Origin of the sequence: Plasticicumulans sp. (assembly GCF_035331805.1) — a bacterium.
Classification (GTDB): Bacteria; Pseudomonadota; Gammaproteobacteria; order Competibacterales; family Competibacteraceae; genus Plasticicumulans.
This window is the reverse complement of record NZ_DAOLKE010000028.1, coordinates 6,310-20,344: the sequence shown is the minus strand read 5'-3', so window position 1 is coordinate 20,344 and position 14,035 is coordinate 6,310. Positions and strand designations below refer to the sequence as shown.

Sequence of the window (14,035 nt, the reverse complement as noted above, 5' to 3'; positions counted from 1 at the left end):
ACGGCCCCGGCCTCGCGACGCCCGCGGGCCGGGCGCCGCACCGGGCCGGGGGCGCTGCCTGCTCAGTTCAGGTCCGGATCGCGGTAGTACTTGGTGCCGCCCCAGTTGGCCTGCACGTTCACGCCCTTGTCCATGAGCTGGTAGACGCTGACGCCGGGCGTGAACGAGGTCATCGTGTCGGTGGACTCGCCGCTGCCGCTGGGCTTCACCGTCACGTTGCCCTGGGCGCTCACGTCGGCGCCGAGCTTCAGGAACTGATCGAGCGCCGTGGCGCTCTTGAAGACCAGCACGAAGCGGTAGTCCATGTAGCCGAGGCCCGGACCGGTGCCGGCGCGCAGCATGCGCACGAAGGTTTCCTGACCGCTGCGCCGGTCGACAACGACGCCGGCGCCCTGGGCACCGACCAGCAGCACGACGTTGAGGCCGGAGGCACCGATCACGGCATAGCCGGCGGCCTTCTCGATCTCGGCGCGCGTCGCCGGACGCCGGCGGTACAGATCGGCCAGCGTGCGCTCGCGCAGCGCACGGATGTCGGCCCGTGCCTTGTCGCGCTCGGCGGGCGAGAGCTTGCTCGTGGACGATGCCGACGGATCATCGGTGCCCGGCATGGACATGCAGGCCGCCAGGCTCGTGCCCAGCAGGACGGCGGCCGTGAAACGGCACAGTGGACTGGATTTCAACGTGAATACCCCCCAGGGTCGGCTCAGGAAAACGTCAAGAGGATCAAGGCTGCGGTTCAGCCCAGTGCGTGATAGCCGGCATCGACGTAGCCGATGTTGCCGGTGATGTTGCTGCCGGTCTCGGCGATGTAGAAGGCTGCGAGCCGGCCGACATCCTCGGGCGTCGCCAGCCGCCCGAGCGGCGAGCGCGTGGTCGCATCGGCCATCAGTTCGTCGAAGTCCTTGATGCCCGAAGCCGCACGCGTGAGCATCGGGCCGGGCGAGATGCAGTTGACGCGGATGTTGTTCGGGCCGAGTTCGGCGGCAAGGTAACGCACCGAGGACTCCAGCGCGGCCTTCACCGGCCCCATCAGGTCATAGTGCTCGATGACCTTCTCGGCGCCGTAGTACGACATCGCCAGCAGCGTGCCGCCCTTCGGCATCAGCGGCTCGGCCAGCCGCGCCATGCGGATGAACGAGTGGCAGGACACGTCCATCGCGATCCTGAAGCCCTCGGAGGTCGAGTCGACCAGCCGGCCGTGCAGCTCGTTGAGCGGCGAGAACGCGATGCTGTGCACGACGTAATCGATCGTGCCCCAGCGCGCCTGCATGGACTCGAACACGGCTTCCAGCTCGCCGGGCCTGCTGACATCGCAGGGCAGGATGATCGGTGCACCGAGCCCCTCGGCGAGCGGGCGCACGAATTTCTCGGCCTTGGCGTTGAGATAGGTCGCGGCGACCTCGCCGCCGAGTTCGCGGATGGTGCGGGCGACGGCGTAGGCGATCGAACTCTCGTTGGCGATGCCGACCACCAGGCCGCGCCTGCCGTGCAGGCTGAAGGGATTGCTCATCAGTCGTGTTCCTCATCCCGTTGTGATCCTGACCCGGCCGGGGCCGGGCCGCTTGTGGAGGGCGTGCTCAGTCCCCGGCCGGCGTCACGAACACGGTCGCGCGCAGCACCTGGCCCTGCCAGGCCTTGCCGCTCAGGTGCAGGGCAACGGTCTCGGCGACCGCGGCACTGACCGGCAGCTCGAAGGTGGCGGCCGGCTCCGAGCCGGAGCCGGGCACGAGGGTGACATCGGTGGCATCGGCCATGCCGTGTCCGGCGAGAAAGGCCGTGACGGCCCCGGCATCGGCGTCGGCGGGAAGGTTGGCAAGCAGGATGCGCATGGTGCGGACTCCGGAGGAAGCCAAGGAGCGGAACGACCGGCGCGCCTGCAGGCGCGCCGGTCCGGCTGACGAAAGCCCGCCGGCGGAAAAGATGGCGGGCTGGCAAGAAAAACGGAAACCGGCGTGTTCAGGCGGCCGGCGACGATTTGCGGGAACGTCCGGGAGAACCCGACCGTACCGGGCCTGAGGTCCCGGAATCGAAGGTGCTGCGCAGCAGCTTGCGCAGCGCGGCGGCCGCATCCGACAGCGCCTCGCCGGCGAACAGCGCATCGAGCGCGGCGAGGGCCCGCTCGCGCTCCCCGGGCGTGACCAGCAGTTCCGCCAGCGTGGCCAGCGCGCGCTCGGGCGCGTGCGCGATGATCAGGCTCTGCTCGCGCACGATGCGCCGGCGCGCCTCGCGATCGAGCGCGGCGACCTCGGGCATCGCATCGAGGCGCTCCAGCACCTGCACGAAGCCGTCGCGGCCGATGCCCCCCTGCGCGTGGAACAGCAGCAGCGCCATGCGCGCGTAGCCTTCGAGGTATCCGCCGCTGGCGATATGGCCATCGACCCAGGCCGCGATCTCGCGCTGCACGCGCTCGGCATCGCTGGTGGCGCTGCGCTCGCGCTCGCCCGGTTTCGGGATGCCGAGCACGTTCAGGAAGCCGTAGAGGCCGTAGAACGTCAGCTCGACGCTCATGTCGCGCGTGTCGCGGTACAGGTCGAACAGGTCGCCGATGCCGTCGACCCAGAGCTGTTCGAGCTGGCGCAGCGGATGTCCGGCTTCGACCGGTGCGCGCATCGAGCGCGCCCAGCTCACCCACGGGCCGAGCGCCGTGAGCCACGGGTTCCAGTCGCTGAAGGCCCAGTGACCGGCGCGCAGCGGATGCATCATCTTCTGCAGCTCGACGCTCTCGGGCACGGCCAGCGCCTGCAGCACCGGCGATGCGAGCAGGTCGTAGGCCTTCGCGTTCAGCTCCGACAGCGCGGCGACGACGCGGAAGTAGTCCTCCTCGCGGCGCGAGTCGGTGTCGAGCGCGACGATGTCGCTCATCGAACGCTGCGCGAGTTCGACGCGATAGCGCGGATCGCCGGCCGGCGTGCGGCCGTCCTCGTCGATCAGCATCTCGTAGAGGCCGGGCGGCAGGCGCTCGATGGCATCGAGCGTGCCGACGATCTCGGTGTATTCCTTGCGCGCGACCGAACCGGAGACGAACACGCCGAGGTGGCCGACCTTCAGGTGGCGCAGATAGACGATGGTCTGGCCGAAGGCACGCAGCGTCGCATCGTCGCGGTAGACATCGAGGATCCAGTTCAGCGCCTGCTGCGGCGGCGTGATGTTGTCGCCCTCGGAGCAGAACACCACGATCGGCGAGCGGATGCGGCGCAGGTCCAGGGTCTCGCCGCGATCGAGCGGAATCTCGCCGGCCGCGAGCCGGTTGCCGATGAACAGGTTGTCGACGATGGCGCGGATCTCGGAGCCGGTCAGCGTCACGTAGCCGCCCCACCACTTCTCGAAGTCGCGAAAGCGCGAGGCCTCGGTGTCGACCTCGGCGTAGAGCTTGTAGAACTTCTGCCAGTAGTTGTGCGCCGGATCGAGGTTCTCGAAGTTCTGCACCAGCCAGGCGCCGTCGAAGCTGCCGGCAGCCAGATCGCTGGTCAGCTGCGCCAGCCAGCTGCCGCCGAGCATGCCGCCGCTGTAGCGCATCGGGTTGTGACCGGTCGTGCCGGCCCAGTACGACATCGGCGCGCCGTTGATGACCAGCGGCCCGGCGGCATCGGGATGCGCGGCAACCATGCCCATCACCGCCCAGCCGCCCTGGCAGTTGCCGATCACGCAGGGCTTGTCGCTGTCCGGATGGCGGCGCACGACCTCGGCGAGGAAGCGCGCCTCGGCGGCGGCCACGTCGCGCAGCCGCTGACCCGGCACCGGATCGCGGAAGAAGATCACGAAGTACACCGGATGGCCGGCCCGCAGCGCGACGCCGACCTGCGATTCGGGCTTGAAGCCGCCGATGCCGGCACCGTGGCCGGCACGCGGATCGACGATCAGGTACGGGCGCTTGCGTGCATCGATCGTGACGCCGGCCGGCGGCAGGATGCGCACCAGCGCGTAGTTGACCGGCTGCTCGTCGAAGTTGCGCCCGTCGATCAGGGTCTCGTAGTCGAAGGCGAGCAGCGGCGGATTGCCGGCACGGTACAGCTCGATGAAGTCGTTGCCGCGCTCGCGCAGCGTGTCCCAGAACAGCAGCGTGCGCTGCAGCGAGTCGACGGCGTAGTGCAGGACGCCTGCCGTCTGCCCCGGCTGCCATGCCGCGGTTGCGAGACGTGCGGCCTGATCGCAGCGGCGCGACTGACGCGCGGCGGCGGCGGCCACGACGCGCTGCAGGTCATGGCCGAGCACGCCACCAAGTTCGTCCTGCCAGTCCGACCAGCGGTCGGCGAGCGCCTGCAGGCGTTCCGGCAGTCCGGCCGGCGCCGGCTGCCCGAGGTTCGGATTCGTCTGACTCATGAGCTGACCCTCACGGGAGATGACAGGAGAAGCACCGCGCCGGCCTGCCGGTGCAGTGCGATGAAGGCAGGATTTCGCAGCAATGCTGCGGCTCGTGCGGTGCAGGCCGGCCGTCAGTGACCGGACATCAGCAGCAGGCCGGCGCCGATGACGTGGCCGTCCCAGAGCTTGCCGCGCAGATGCGCGGCGATGGACTCGGCGACCGCGGCACTGACCTCGAGCTCGAAGGCCACGGCCGGCAGACTGCCGTCGCCCTCGATCAGCACGATCTCGCCGGCATCGTCGATGCCGTGCTCGCGCAGGAAGGCGCGCACGGCATCGATGTCGGCGGTTTCGGGGATGTGGGTCAGGGTGATCTTCATCAGGCGGTTTCCCTGCAGGACGGGTTCGGCAGCGCACGGAGGCGGTCCCGGCAGGACCTGCAAACACCGGCGCGGACCTCACGCAGCCTAGCAGTGCAGCGAAAAACTGCCCTGCCCTGCAGCCCGCGCGCAAGCGGCCGATATGGGGCAGTGAACTCGCGTGTCGACCGCTGCCGCGATGCCGTCGGCACCGGGCGGGGCATGGAGGCATTGCATAGACTGCCGGCTGGCCGCGCACCGGCCGCGCTTCCTGTAGCGGTCTGCTGGCTCACCAAACCAACATCCGGCGCCGCCGATGCCGCGGACGCGGGGGAGAGAGCGATGGCGAAGTACAAGGTCCAGCCCAGCGGGCGTGAACGGTTTTTCCCTGAAAACGACATCATCGTTTCGAAAACCGACCTGAAAGGGCACATCACCTACGCAAACCGCGTGTTCCTCGACATCGCCGGTCTCGACGAGGACGAGGCCCTGGGCGAACCGCACTGCCTGATCCGCCACCCCGACATGCCGCGCTGCGTGTTCCGGCTGCTGTGGGACACCATCGCCGGCGGCAGCGAATGCTTCGCCTACGTCAAGAACATGGCCGTCAACGGCGATCACTACTGGGTGCTCGCCCACGTGACGCCGACCTTCGGCCCCGGCGGCGACATCATCGGCTACCACTCCAACCGGCGCGTGCCGCGGCGCGACGCCGTCACCAAGGCCGAAGCGCTGTACCGCACGCTGCTCGCCGAAGAGCAGCGCCACACCGACCGCAGTGCCGGTCTCGCCGCCTCGTATGCGCTGATGCAGCGCCTGCTCGCCGAACAGGGAGTCGCCTACGATGAATTCGTCCTCGGTCTCTGAAGCGGTCGCGCGCACGGACGCCACCGAGCTGGAGACGCTGCGTGCCGAAGTCGCGCGCTACCGGCACTGGATGAGCGAGGTCACGCGCGTCTGCCGCTCGGCGGCCGACGGGGATCTCGAACCGCGGCTGATCCACATCGACGCCGAAGGCGACCTCGCCATGATGCTGCACAGCATCAACCGCATGCTCGACATGAGCGACGCGCTGCTGCGCGAATCGAGTGCGACACTCGATTACGCGAGCCACGACAAATACTTCCGGCCGATCCTGCCGCACGGCCTGCGCGGCAGCTTCAAGCGCACGGCCGAACAGATCAACGGCGCGATCGGCGAGATGCAGCGCAAGAGCGTCTCGCTGCACACGGCCGAGGATCGCCGCCAGAAGCTCGCGCATTCCTTCGAGGCCTCGATCCGCGGCGTCGCGCAGACGCTGGCGGCGGCGGTCACCGAGCTTGCCTCGACCGCCGAATCGCTCAAGCGCATCGCCGACCTGACCGTCGATCGCGCCACCAGCGCCGCGGCGGCCTCGACGCAGACCGCCGAGCGCATGAGCCGCATCGCCGAGTCCACGCACGGTCTGGCCGAGTCGATCGGTGACATCGGCCGGCGCGTCAGCGCCTCGACCGAACTCGCGCACCAGACCGCGCAGGACGTGCAGCGCGCCGACGGCACCGTGCGCGAACTCGCCGGCTGCACCAGCAGCATCGGCCGCGTCAGCGGCCTGATCCAGAAGATCGCCGGCCAGACGCGGCTGCTGGCGCTGAACGCGACGATCGAGGCCGTGCGCGCCGGCAGCGCCGGGCGCAGCTTCGCGGTGGTCGCCTCGGAGGTGAAGGCGCTGTCGAACCAGACCGCCGGGGCCACCGACGACATCGGCAACCAGATCAACCGCATCCAGGGCGCGACCGACGAGGTCGTGCGCTCGATCGCCGACATCACGCGCTCGATCACCGACATCGACCGCAACTCCTCGTCGATCTCGAGCACGGTGCAGGAGCAGATGCGCGCGACCGATGACATCAGCTCCGCCGTGCGCGCCGCCGCCGACGGCTCGCGCGCGGTGTCGGCCGATCTGCAGGAGATGATGGAAGCCGCGACCGGCACGACCTCGGCCGCCGACGAACTGCTGGTGGCGGCGCGCGAGCTGTCGCACATGGCCGAGCAGCTCAACGCCGAGGTCGACGACTTCGTGCATCACCTGTACAGCAGCTGAGCCGGCGACTTCCGTAACGCCCCCGGGCAGCGCCGCGTTACCATGCGGTAATGTTTCGGGGGCGCCGTCGCGCTCCGTTCGAGGGAGCGATGCTCGGGATCTTCCACGTCACGCTGACGGAACTGCTCGCCCTGCACGGTGGCCCGGGCGCCGTCGCGCGGCTGCTCGAACAGGCCGGCCTGCCGGCCGGCACGCGCTTTCGCATCGATACCTGCTATCCGGACACCGACGCCGAACGGCTGCTCGCCACCGCCGCGCAGGTGCTGGAGCTCGACGCCGCGGCGCTGCACCGGGCCTATGCCGCGCACGCCGGTGCCTGGGCGCTGCGGGTGTTCCCGAGCTTTTTCGAACTGGCGCCGGATTCGCGCGAGTTCCTGCGCAGCCAGCCGCGCTTCGCCGGACTGCTGGATGCCGGCGCGCAGTGCGCCGGGCCGGACCCGCTGCCGACCGGCGCCCCCGGGCCGATCGAGATCGAAACCCCGGCCCCGGATGCGCTGCGCATCCGCTGGCGCGCCAGCCCCGGCCTGCTGGCGCTGTATCGCGAACTGCTGCGCTGGGTCGTGCGCCATTACCGCGACGTGGCCGACGTGCGCATGCAGGTGAACGGCAGCGGCACCGGCATGGTCGCCATCTACGATCTGTCCTGGATCCGCTTTGCCGGGGACACGCGCAGGCATGAGCGCTTCGAGACCACCGCACCCGATGAGTCCCCTGTTCCCCCCGCCGCCTGAGGCCGGCCCCGGGGACGACGCGATGCGCCTCGAAATCGAGGCGATCGCCGACGGGGTCTGCCGCGTGCTCGACGGCGACTTCTCGATCCGGGTCGGCACCGGTTCGGCCGATCACACGATCCAGAAGCTGGCGATGCTGATCAACTTCCTGCTGGCCACCGGCGAGCGCCAGACCGAGCGGCTCAACCGCATGAACGCGCTGCTCGAAGCGCGCGTCGCGGCGCGCACGCGCGAGCTGGAGGAAGCCCAGATGCAGCTGCGCCGCGCGCTCGGACGGCTCGAAGCCACGCACGCGCACAGCGAGGCGCTGTTCGACGCCGCGCTCGACGTGATCATCACCATCGACACCGGCGGCATCATCCGCTCGGCCAACCGCGCCACCAGCGCCACGCTCGGCTACGAGCCGGGCGAGCTGCTCGGGCGCAACGTCAGCGTGCTGATGCCGGCGCCGATGCGCGACGAGCACGACGCTTACCTGCACCGTTATCTCGCCACCGGCGAGGCGCGCGTGATCAACGTCGGGCGCGAGGTGACGGTGCGCCGGCGCGACGGCAGCACCTATCTGGCCTTCCTGACCATCAGCGAGTACCGCATCGGCGGGCGGCCGTACTTCGTCGGCTTCCTGCGCGACATCGCCTACTTCAAGCAGCGCGAGCAGCAGCTGCGCCGGCTCGCCGAACTCGACCCGCTGACCGGCGTGCCGAACCGCAGCGGCATCATCTACGCGCTGGAGCGCCTGCTCACCGAAACCGGCGAACAAGCGCCGGGGCTGGTCGGGCTGTTCTACATCGATCTCGACGACTTCAAGCCGGTCAACGACACGCTCGGCCACGACTACGGCGATGCGCTGCTGATCGCGGTCGCCGAGCGGCTGCGGCGCCGGGTGCGCGGCTCCGATCTGGTCGGGCGGCTCGGCGGGGATGAATTCGTCGTGGTCGCCGGCCCGGTGCCGACGGTCGGCGACATCGAGCACATCCGCGTCACGCTCGCCGAAGCGCTGGCGCAACCCTTCGAGGTGCTCGATCGCGAACTCGGCCTCGGCGGCAGCATCGGTGTTGCGCTGTACCCGCGCGACGGCACGACGCCGGAGAAGCTCCTGCGCGTCGCCGACCAGTCGATGTATGCGACCAAGCGCCGGCGCAAGCAGCGCCGTCACGGCCCGGCGCCGGACGGTCAGGCCGGCTAGCGGCCGTCGGCCCCGGGCAGGCCGGCGGCGGCCGCACGCACGCGCGACCAGATGATGCGCAGCGTCGCCGTGGTTTCGGCGGCGCGCCCCGCCAGCCAGGCATCGACCTCGGCCGGCGTGAACCAGCGGCCCTCGGCGATCTCGACCGGATCCAGCTCGAACGGCCCTTCGGCCTCGACCCGGTAGACGCGCACGAACTCCCAGCCGGTGTGCTCGGCAGCCTCGAGCGCAAACAGCAGCTCGGGCGCCACGGCCGGCACGCAGCCGAGCTCCTCGGCCAGCTCGCGCGGGGCGGCCGCGTCATAGTCCTCGCCGGCCCCGACGTGGCCGGCCGCCGAGACATCCCAGAGCCCCGGACAGTTGTCCTTGGCGAGCGAGCGCTTCTGCAGGAACACCGAGCCGGCGGCGTTGAACACCAGCATGTGCACGGACCGGTGACGCAGCCCGAGCCGGTGAACCTCGGCGCGCAGCGCGCGCCCGAGCGGCCGGTCGTGCTCGTCGACCACGTCGAACCATTCCTCGGACATCACGTTTCACCCTGCGCCCCGGACGGCGGCAACGCCGCACCTTGCCACGGCGGGCCGGCAGGCGCCTAGCAGGAACGGCACAGACCGTGTATGGACGTAATTTAATTGCGGGCTCTCCGGATGCCATCCGGGCGGCCCGCACGAATGAAATCCAGATAAAACATGAATTTGAACCAGTACCCGCGAAACCCGGGTACGGGGCTGCGGATTTTCCGGTCCGACCCCGGCAGGCAGCGTATGCGCACGTCCGGCGGGCGCGGGTAGCATGCGGGCGCATCGACCGGTCGCTGCGGCAGCGGCGCACCGGCGAGCCCGGTTTCCCTTCCCGCACGGACGATTCGGACATGCTGCCCCGCCCCCCCTTCCCGGCCCTCGCCGCCCTCGCGCTGCTGACGGTGACTCCGCAGGCGCTCGCCGCCACCGATCCGGCCGCCCTGAAACTCGCGCTCGATACCGTCTGGCTGGTGACCACCGGCGCGCTGGTGTTCTTCATGCAGGCCGGCTTCGCGCTGCTCGAAAGCGGCCAGTCGCGCGCCAAGAACGCCATCAACGTCATCATGAAGAACTACACCGACTGCTGCTTCGGGGCGTTCGCGTTCTGGGCGCTCGGTTACGGCCTGATGTTCGGCAAAAGCCCCGACGGCTGGCTCGGGCGCGATCACTTCCTGCTCGGCAACGCCGAACAGCTCGACTACAGCCTGCTGTTCTTCCAGACCATGTTCGCGGCCACGGCCGCCACCATCGTCAGCGGCGCGCTCGCCGAGCGCACGCACTACTGGGCCTACATCACCGGTTCGATCGTCATCACCGGCGTCATCTATCCGGTGTTCGGCGCCTGGGCCTGGGGCAGCCTGTACGAAGGGACGGGCTGGCTGAAGCAGATCGGCTTCATCGACTTCGCCGGCTCGACCGTCGTGCATTCGGTCGGCGGCTGGTGCGCGCTCGCCGGCATCCTCGTGGTCGGGCCGCGGCTCGGACGCTTCGGGCCGAACGGCGAGCCGCGCACGATCCCCGGGCACAACCTCGGCTCGGTCGCGCTCGGCGGCTTCATCCTGTGGCTCGGCTGGTTCGGCTTCAACGGCGGCTCGACCGCCGTGGCCGAGGCCGGCATCGGCCGCATCGTGCTGAACACGCACTTCGGGGCCGCCGCCGGCGCGATCGGCACGATCGCGATGCAGCGCCTGCTGCAGGCCCCGGTGCTGCTGACGGCGACCGTCAACGGCTCGATCGCCGGCCTGGTGTCGGTGACGGCCGGCTGCGCGACCATGGAGCCGCTGCATGCGATGTTCACCGGCCTGATCGCCGGGATGCTGATGGTCGCCTCCGAACGGGCGATGCTGCACCTGCGGCTCGACGACGTGGTCGGTGCCGTGCCGGTACACGGCGTCTGCGGCGCCTGGGGCACGCTCGCCGCCGGTCTGTTCTATGCCCCGCACCTGTTCGATCCGACCCGCGTCACCGTGCAGGTCATCGGCATCTGCACGGCCTTCATCTGGGCCTTCCCGAGCGCCTGGCTGATGTTCAAGGCCCTCGACCTGACGATCGGCCTGCGCGCGCGCGGCATCGCCGAGCAGCGCGGTCTCGATTACGCCGAACATCACGAACAGGGCTATCCGGAATTCCAGGGCATCGCCCTGCACGAGGAGATCCGCTGACATGGCTGCCGTACACGATTTCCAGCATGACCCGGGCTTCGCCGAGCAGCAGGACGCCCTGTCGACGCTGCTCGAAAGCCTGCTGTCCCCCGAAGGCGTGCGCGCCGCGCTCACCGTCTGGTCGCGCGACTACGCGCACCGGCCCGGGGCGCTGCGCGCCTACGCGAACTGCCTGGTGCGCGAGTTCGGCGTGCCGCTCGGCCTGCGCGAGATGCACCGCCAGCTCGTGCAGCACCTGCTGCTGCCGGCAACGCGCCGCGGTCCGGTGCTGCTGGCCGCAGCGGCGCAAACCCCGGACCGGGCGGTGCCGGCGCTGACGCGCGCCTTCGTGCTGCTGGTCGGTGCACTGCTCGCGCGCTGCGGGCAGCAGGACCCGAAGGCCGCGACGGCACTGCGCAGTACGCTGGTCGGCGCGGCGATGACGGCGAAGCTCTCGCGCGCCGATCGCGAGCTGCTGGTCGCGTGGCTGGACGGCAGCGGTCCGGTGCCGGCGCGGGCCTACGACGAAGCCCTGCTGCGCGAACTCGTGCATGCGGCCTGGGCCGGGCTCTGCACGCTCTGGGGTCCGCCGGTCGCCGACCGCCAGCTCGGCGCGGCCGTGCATGCCGCCGAGGAGCAGTGCGCCGAGGTCCGGCGCCTGCTCTGAACGCCGGCGGGCGCGAGCCGGCGCACGTGGCAGCCGTGGCGGGTCCGCGTATCCTTGCGCCCCCATGTCCGATCCCGCCCTGAGAATCCTGCGCACCGTCTTCGGCTACGACGCCTTCCGTGGCGCGCAGGCCGAGATCGTCGCGCACGTCGCCGGCGGCGGGGATGCGCTGGTGCTGATGCCGACCGGCGGCGGCAAGTCGCTGTGCTACCAGATCCCGGCGCTGCTGCGCGCCGGCACCGGCCTCGTCGTCTCGCCGCTGATCGCGCTGATGCACGATCAGGTCGATGCGCTGACCCAGCTCGGCGTGCGCGCGGCGTACCTGAACTCCAGCCTCGATGCCGCCAGCGTGCGCGAAACCGAGCGTGCATTCGCCGCCGGCGAACTCGACCTGCTCTACGTCGCGCCCGAGCGGCTGGTCACCGAGCGCTGCCTCGGCCTGCTCGCGCGCACGCCGCTCGCGCTGTTCGCGATCGACGAGGCGCACTGCGTGTCGCAGTGGGGCCACGACTTCCGGCCCGAGTACCGGGCGCTGTCGGTGCTGCACGAGCGCTTCCCGGACGTGCCGCGCGTGGCGCTGACCGCGACCGCCGACGCCCTGACGCGCGACGACATCCGCGAGCACCTCGGCCTGCTCGATGCGCGCGTGTTCGTGTCGAGCTTCGACCGGCCGAACATCCGCTACCGCATCGTCGCCAAGGACCGCGCTCGCGAGCAGGTGCTCGCCTTCATCCGGGCCGAGCATGCCGGCGAGGCCGGCATCATTTACTGCCTGTCGCGCAGGAGCGTCGACGAAACCGCCGCCTGGCTGGCCGGACGCGGCATCCACGCCCTGCCCTACCACGCCGGGCTGGAGGCCGGGGTGCGCCGCGATCACCAGCAGCGTTTTTTACGGGAGGAAGGCGTGGTCATGGTCGCGACCGTCGCCTTCGGCATGGGCATCGACAAGCCGAACGTGCGCTTCGTCGCGCACCTCGACCTGCCGAAGTCGGTCGAGGGCTATTACCAGGAGACCGGCCGCGCCGGCCGCGACGGCCTGCCGGCCGACGCCTGGCTCAGCTACGGGCTCAACGACGCGATCCAGCTGCGGCGCATGCTCGCCGAATCCGGCGCCGACGAGCGCCAGAAGCGCGTCGAATCGCTGAAGCTCGACAGCCTGCTCGCCTACTGCGAGACCCCGCGCTGCCGCCGGCAGGTGCTGCTCGCGTACTTCGGCGAGCAATACCCCGGACCCTGCGGCAACTGCGACACCTGCCTGTCGCCGGTCGAGACCTGGGATGCGACCGTCGCCGCGCAGAAGGCGCTGTCCTGCGTGCACCGCACCGGCGCGCGCTTCGGCGTCGCGCACCTGATCGACGTGCTGCTCGGCAAAGCCACCGACAAGGTCGCGCAGCACGGCCACGACAAGGTCAGCACCTTCGCCATCGGCAGCGAACTGGGCGAGGCGCAGTGGCGCTCGGTCTACCGGCAGTTGGTCGCCGCCGGCCTGCTCGCAGTCGACCTCGAAGGTTACGGCGCGCTGAAGCTGACGAACGCCGCGCGGCCGGTGCTGCGCGGCGAGACGGCGCTGCACCTGCGCAAGGACCCGCCGCCGAACCGGCGCACGCGCGAACGCGAACCGGCCACCGGCGGACCGCGCCGCGAAAGCCCGGCGCAGACGCTGTCAGCAGAGCAGCGCGTGCTGTGGGACGCCCTGCGCCAGAAGCGCCTCGAACTGGCGCGCGAGCAGGGCGTGCCGCCGTACGTGATCTTCCACGATGCGACGCTGCTCGATTTCATCGTCCGCGCACCGCGCACGCTCGCCGAACTGGCGACCGTCTCCGGCGTCGGGCGCAGCAAGCTCGAACGCTACGGCGAGACCTTCCTGGCCGTGCTGCTCGGACACGAGGCCGGCGAGGCCCCGGCTGCCGACGCCGAGGCCGGCGATCCGGCCGCCCAGGCCCGCAGCCTGCTGCTGCGCGGTGCCGGCGTCGACGAGATCGCCGCGCGCCTCGATGTGCCGCGCAGCCAGGTGCTCGGCTGGCTGGCCCCGCTGGTGCGCCGCGGCGAGGCCGAACTCGACGAGGTGCTGCCGCAGCTGTCGGTCGCCGAGCTCGAAACCATCGAGGCCGCCTTCCGCAGCGTCGATCCGGCCGGCTGGCACGACCTGAAGCCGATCCACGCCGCGCTCGGCGAACGCCACGATTTCGGCACGCTCGCCTGCATCCGCGCCGCCCTGCGCCGCCCGGACGCCTGAATCATCCGGCAAGGCCCGCAGCCCGAGGGCGCAGGATCGCACCGTGATCTGATTCATCAGCAGCCGTGCACCTCCTGCATCGCCCGCCGCGACTGCCATCGGCTACCCTGTGCGTCCCGGTCCGCCGTGCCCGATCCCTCTCGTCCCCCGCCCGCCTCCCACCCCGAAGATTCCATTTCCCGCAAGGAGCAACGGATGCACACCCTGAGCACGGAACAGCTGCTGACCTGGATCCGCTGGTATCGGCGTCATCGCCGCACGGCCCTGGCGCGCATTCCCGAGGACGTGCCCGGCACGTCCGGACCCGACGCGG

At 70.5% G+C, this 14,035-nt stretch carries 13 protein-coding genes; 7 read left to right on the top strand and 6 right to left on the bottom strand.

Annotated features, from left to right (window positions below):
• Positions 1-62 precede the first annotated feature (62 nt).
• The 5 genes from PKE44_RS03925 to PKE44_RS03905 form a co-directional block, all read right to left on the bottom strand.
• Entirely contained in the window at positions 63-614 is a 552-nt protein-coding gene (locus tag PKE44_RS03925) for a hypothetical protein (RefSeq protein ID WP_324548374.1), read from the bottom strand.
• 122 nt (positions 615-736) lie between these two features.
• Positions 737-1,510, bottom strand: a complete 774-nt coding sequence (gene fabI, locus PKE44_RS03920) for an enoyl-ACP reductase FabI (RefSeq protein WP_324548373.1) — start codon at positions 1,508-1,510, stop codon at positions 737-739.
• Positions 1,511-1,577: 67 nt separating this feature from the next.
• Positions 1,578-1,829: a hypothetical protein gene (locus tag PKE44_RS03915; RefSeq protein WP_324548372.1), complete on the bottom strand. Its 252-nt coding sequence runs from the start codon at positions 1,827-1,829 to the stop codon at positions 1,578-1,580.
• Between the two features lie 127 nt (positions 1,830-1,956).
• A complete protein-coding gene (locus tag PKE44_RS03910; protein WP_324548371.1) occupies positions 1,957-4,320 on the bottom strand; it encodes a DUF3141 domain-containing protein in 2,364 nt (787 codons plus the stop codon).
• 113 nt (positions 4,321-4,433) lie between these two features.
• A complete protein-coding gene (locus tag PKE44_RS03905) occupies positions 4,434-4,682 on the bottom strand; it encodes a hypothetical protein (protein WP_324548370.1) in 249 nt (82 codons plus the stop codon).
• Between the two features lie 321 nt (positions 4,683-5,003).
• On the opposite strand from PKE44_RS03905, the gene PKE44_RS03900 reads away from it, so the two are divergent.
• The 4 genes from PKE44_RS03900 (at position 5,004) to PKE44_RS03885 (ending at position 8,658) form a co-directional block, all read left to right on the top strand.
• Positions 5,004-5,528, top strand: coding sequence for a PAS domain-containing protein (locus PKE44_RS03900; RefSeq protein ID WP_324548369.1), 525 nt, complete (start codon positions 5,004-5,006; stop codon positions 5,526-5,528).
• Positions 5,506-6,741, top strand: a complete 1,236-nt coding sequence (locus PKE44_RS03895; protein ID WP_324548368.1) for a methyl-accepting chemotaxis protein — start codon at positions 5,506-5,508, stop codon at positions 6,739-6,741. Before PKE44_RS03900 ends, PKE44_RS03895 begins: the two co-directional genes overlap by 23 nt.
• Before the next feature lie 89 nt (positions 6,742-6,830).
• Positions 6,831-7,472 (top strand): heme NO-binding domain-containing protein, encoded by a 642-nt coding sequence (locus tag PKE44_RS03890; RefSeq protein ID WP_324548367.1) that lies wholly within the window; start codon positions 6,831-6,833, stop codon positions 7,470-7,472.
• Positions 7,444-8,658 (top strand): sensor domain-containing diguanylate cyclase, encoded by a 1,215-nt coding sequence (locus PKE44_RS03885; protein ID WP_324548366.1) that lies wholly within the window; start codon positions 7,444-7,446, stop codon positions 8,656-8,658. The genes PKE44_RS03890 and PKE44_RS03885 overlap by 29 nt, the downstream gene beginning before the upstream one ends.
• Here the strand turns inward: PKE44_RS03885 and PKE44_RS03880 are convergent.
• On the bottom strand, positions 8,655-9,185 hold the full coding sequence (locus PKE44_RS03880; RefSeq protein ID WP_324548365.1) for an NUDIX domain-containing protein: 531 nt from the start codon (positions 9,183-9,185) through the stop codon (positions 8,655-8,657). The genes PKE44_RS03885 and PKE44_RS03880 overlap by 4 nt on opposite strands.
• A 344-nt stretch (positions 9,186-9,529) precedes the next feature.
• Here PKE44_RS03880 and amt point away from each other — a divergent pair, with 344 nt between their 5' ends.
• The 3 genes from amt to recQ all read left to right on the top strand — a co-directional run bounded on the left by amt (position 9,530) and on the right by recQ (position 13,722).
• The gene (amt, locus tag PKE44_RS03875; RefSeq protein ID WP_324548363.1) at positions 9,530-10,840 is read left to right on the top strand and encodes an ammonium transporter; all 1,311 of its coding nucleotides are present in this window, start codon (positions 9,530-9,532) and stop codon (positions 10,838-10,840) included.
• Position 10,841: 1 nt separating this feature from the next.
• A complete protein-coding gene (locus PKE44_RS03870; RefSeq protein WP_324548362.1) occupies positions 10,842-11,486 on the top strand; it encodes a hypothetical protein in 645 nt (214 codons plus the stop codon).
• Positions 11,487-11,550: 64 nt separating this feature from the next.
• Entirely contained in the window at positions 11,551-13,722 is a 2,172-nt protein-coding gene (gene recQ, locus PKE44_RS03865; RefSeq protein ID WP_324548361.1) for a DNA helicase RecQ, read from the top strand.
• The last annotated feature ends 313 nt before the right edge of the window (positions 13,723-14,035 follow it).

What these genes read in the sequence shown, in the direction of transcription:
- PKE44_RS03925 (WP_324548374.1), bottom strand. Translation starts at nt 614, where the DNA reads ATGTCCATGCCGGGCACCGATGATCCGTCGGCATCGTCCACGAGCAAG.
- fabI (WP_324548373.1), bottom strand. Translation starts at nt 1,510, where the DNA reads ATGAGCAATCCCTTCAGCCTGCACGGCAGGCGCGGCCTGGTGGTCGGC.
- PKE44_RS03915 (WP_324548372.1), bottom strand. Translation starts at nt 1,829, where the DNA reads ATGCGCATCCTGCTTGCCAACCTTCCCGCCGACGCCGATGCCGGGGCC.
- PKE44_RS03910 (WP_324548371.1), bottom strand. Translation starts at nt 4,320, where the DNA reads ATGAGTCAGACGAATCCGAACCTCGGGCAGCCGGCGCCGGCCGGACTG.
- PKE44_RS03905 (WP_324548370.1), bottom strand. Translation starts at nt 4,682, where the DNA reads ATGAAGATCACCCTGACCCACATCCCCGAAACCGCCGACATCGATGCC.
- PKE44_RS03900 (WP_324548369.1), top strand. Translation starts at nt 5,004, where the DNA reads ATGGCGAAGTACAAGGTCCAGCCCAGCGGGCGTGAACGGTTTTTCCCT.
- PKE44_RS03895 (WP_324548368.1), top strand. Translation starts at nt 5,506, where the DNA reads ATGAATTCGTCCTCGGTCTCTGAAGCGGTCGCGCGCACGGACGCCACC.
- PKE44_RS03890 (WP_324548367.1), top strand. Translation starts at nt 6,831, where the DNA reads ATGCTCGGGATCTTCCACGTCACGCTGACGGAACTGCTCGCCCTGCAC.
- PKE44_RS03885 (WP_324548366.1), top strand. Translation starts at nt 7,444, where the DNA reads ATGAGTCCCCTGTTCCCCCCGCCGCCTGAGGCCGGCCCCGGGGACGAC.
- PKE44_RS03880 (WP_324548365.1), bottom strand. Translation starts at nt 9,185, where the DNA reads ATGTCCGAGGAATGGTTCGACGTGGTCGACGAGCACGACCGGCCGCTC.
- amt (WP_324548363.1), top strand. Translation starts at nt 9,530, where the DNA reads ATGCTGCCCCGCCCCCCCTTCCCGGCCCTCGCCGCCCTCGCGCTGCTG.
- PKE44_RS03870 (WP_324548362.1), top strand. Translation starts at nt 10,842, where the DNA reads ATGGCTGCCGTACACGATTTCCAGCATGACCCGGGCTTCGCCGAGCAG.
- recQ (WP_324548361.1), top strand. Translation starts at nt 11,551, where the DNA reads ATGTCCGATCCCGCCCTGAGAATCCTGCGCACCGTCTTCGGCTACGAC.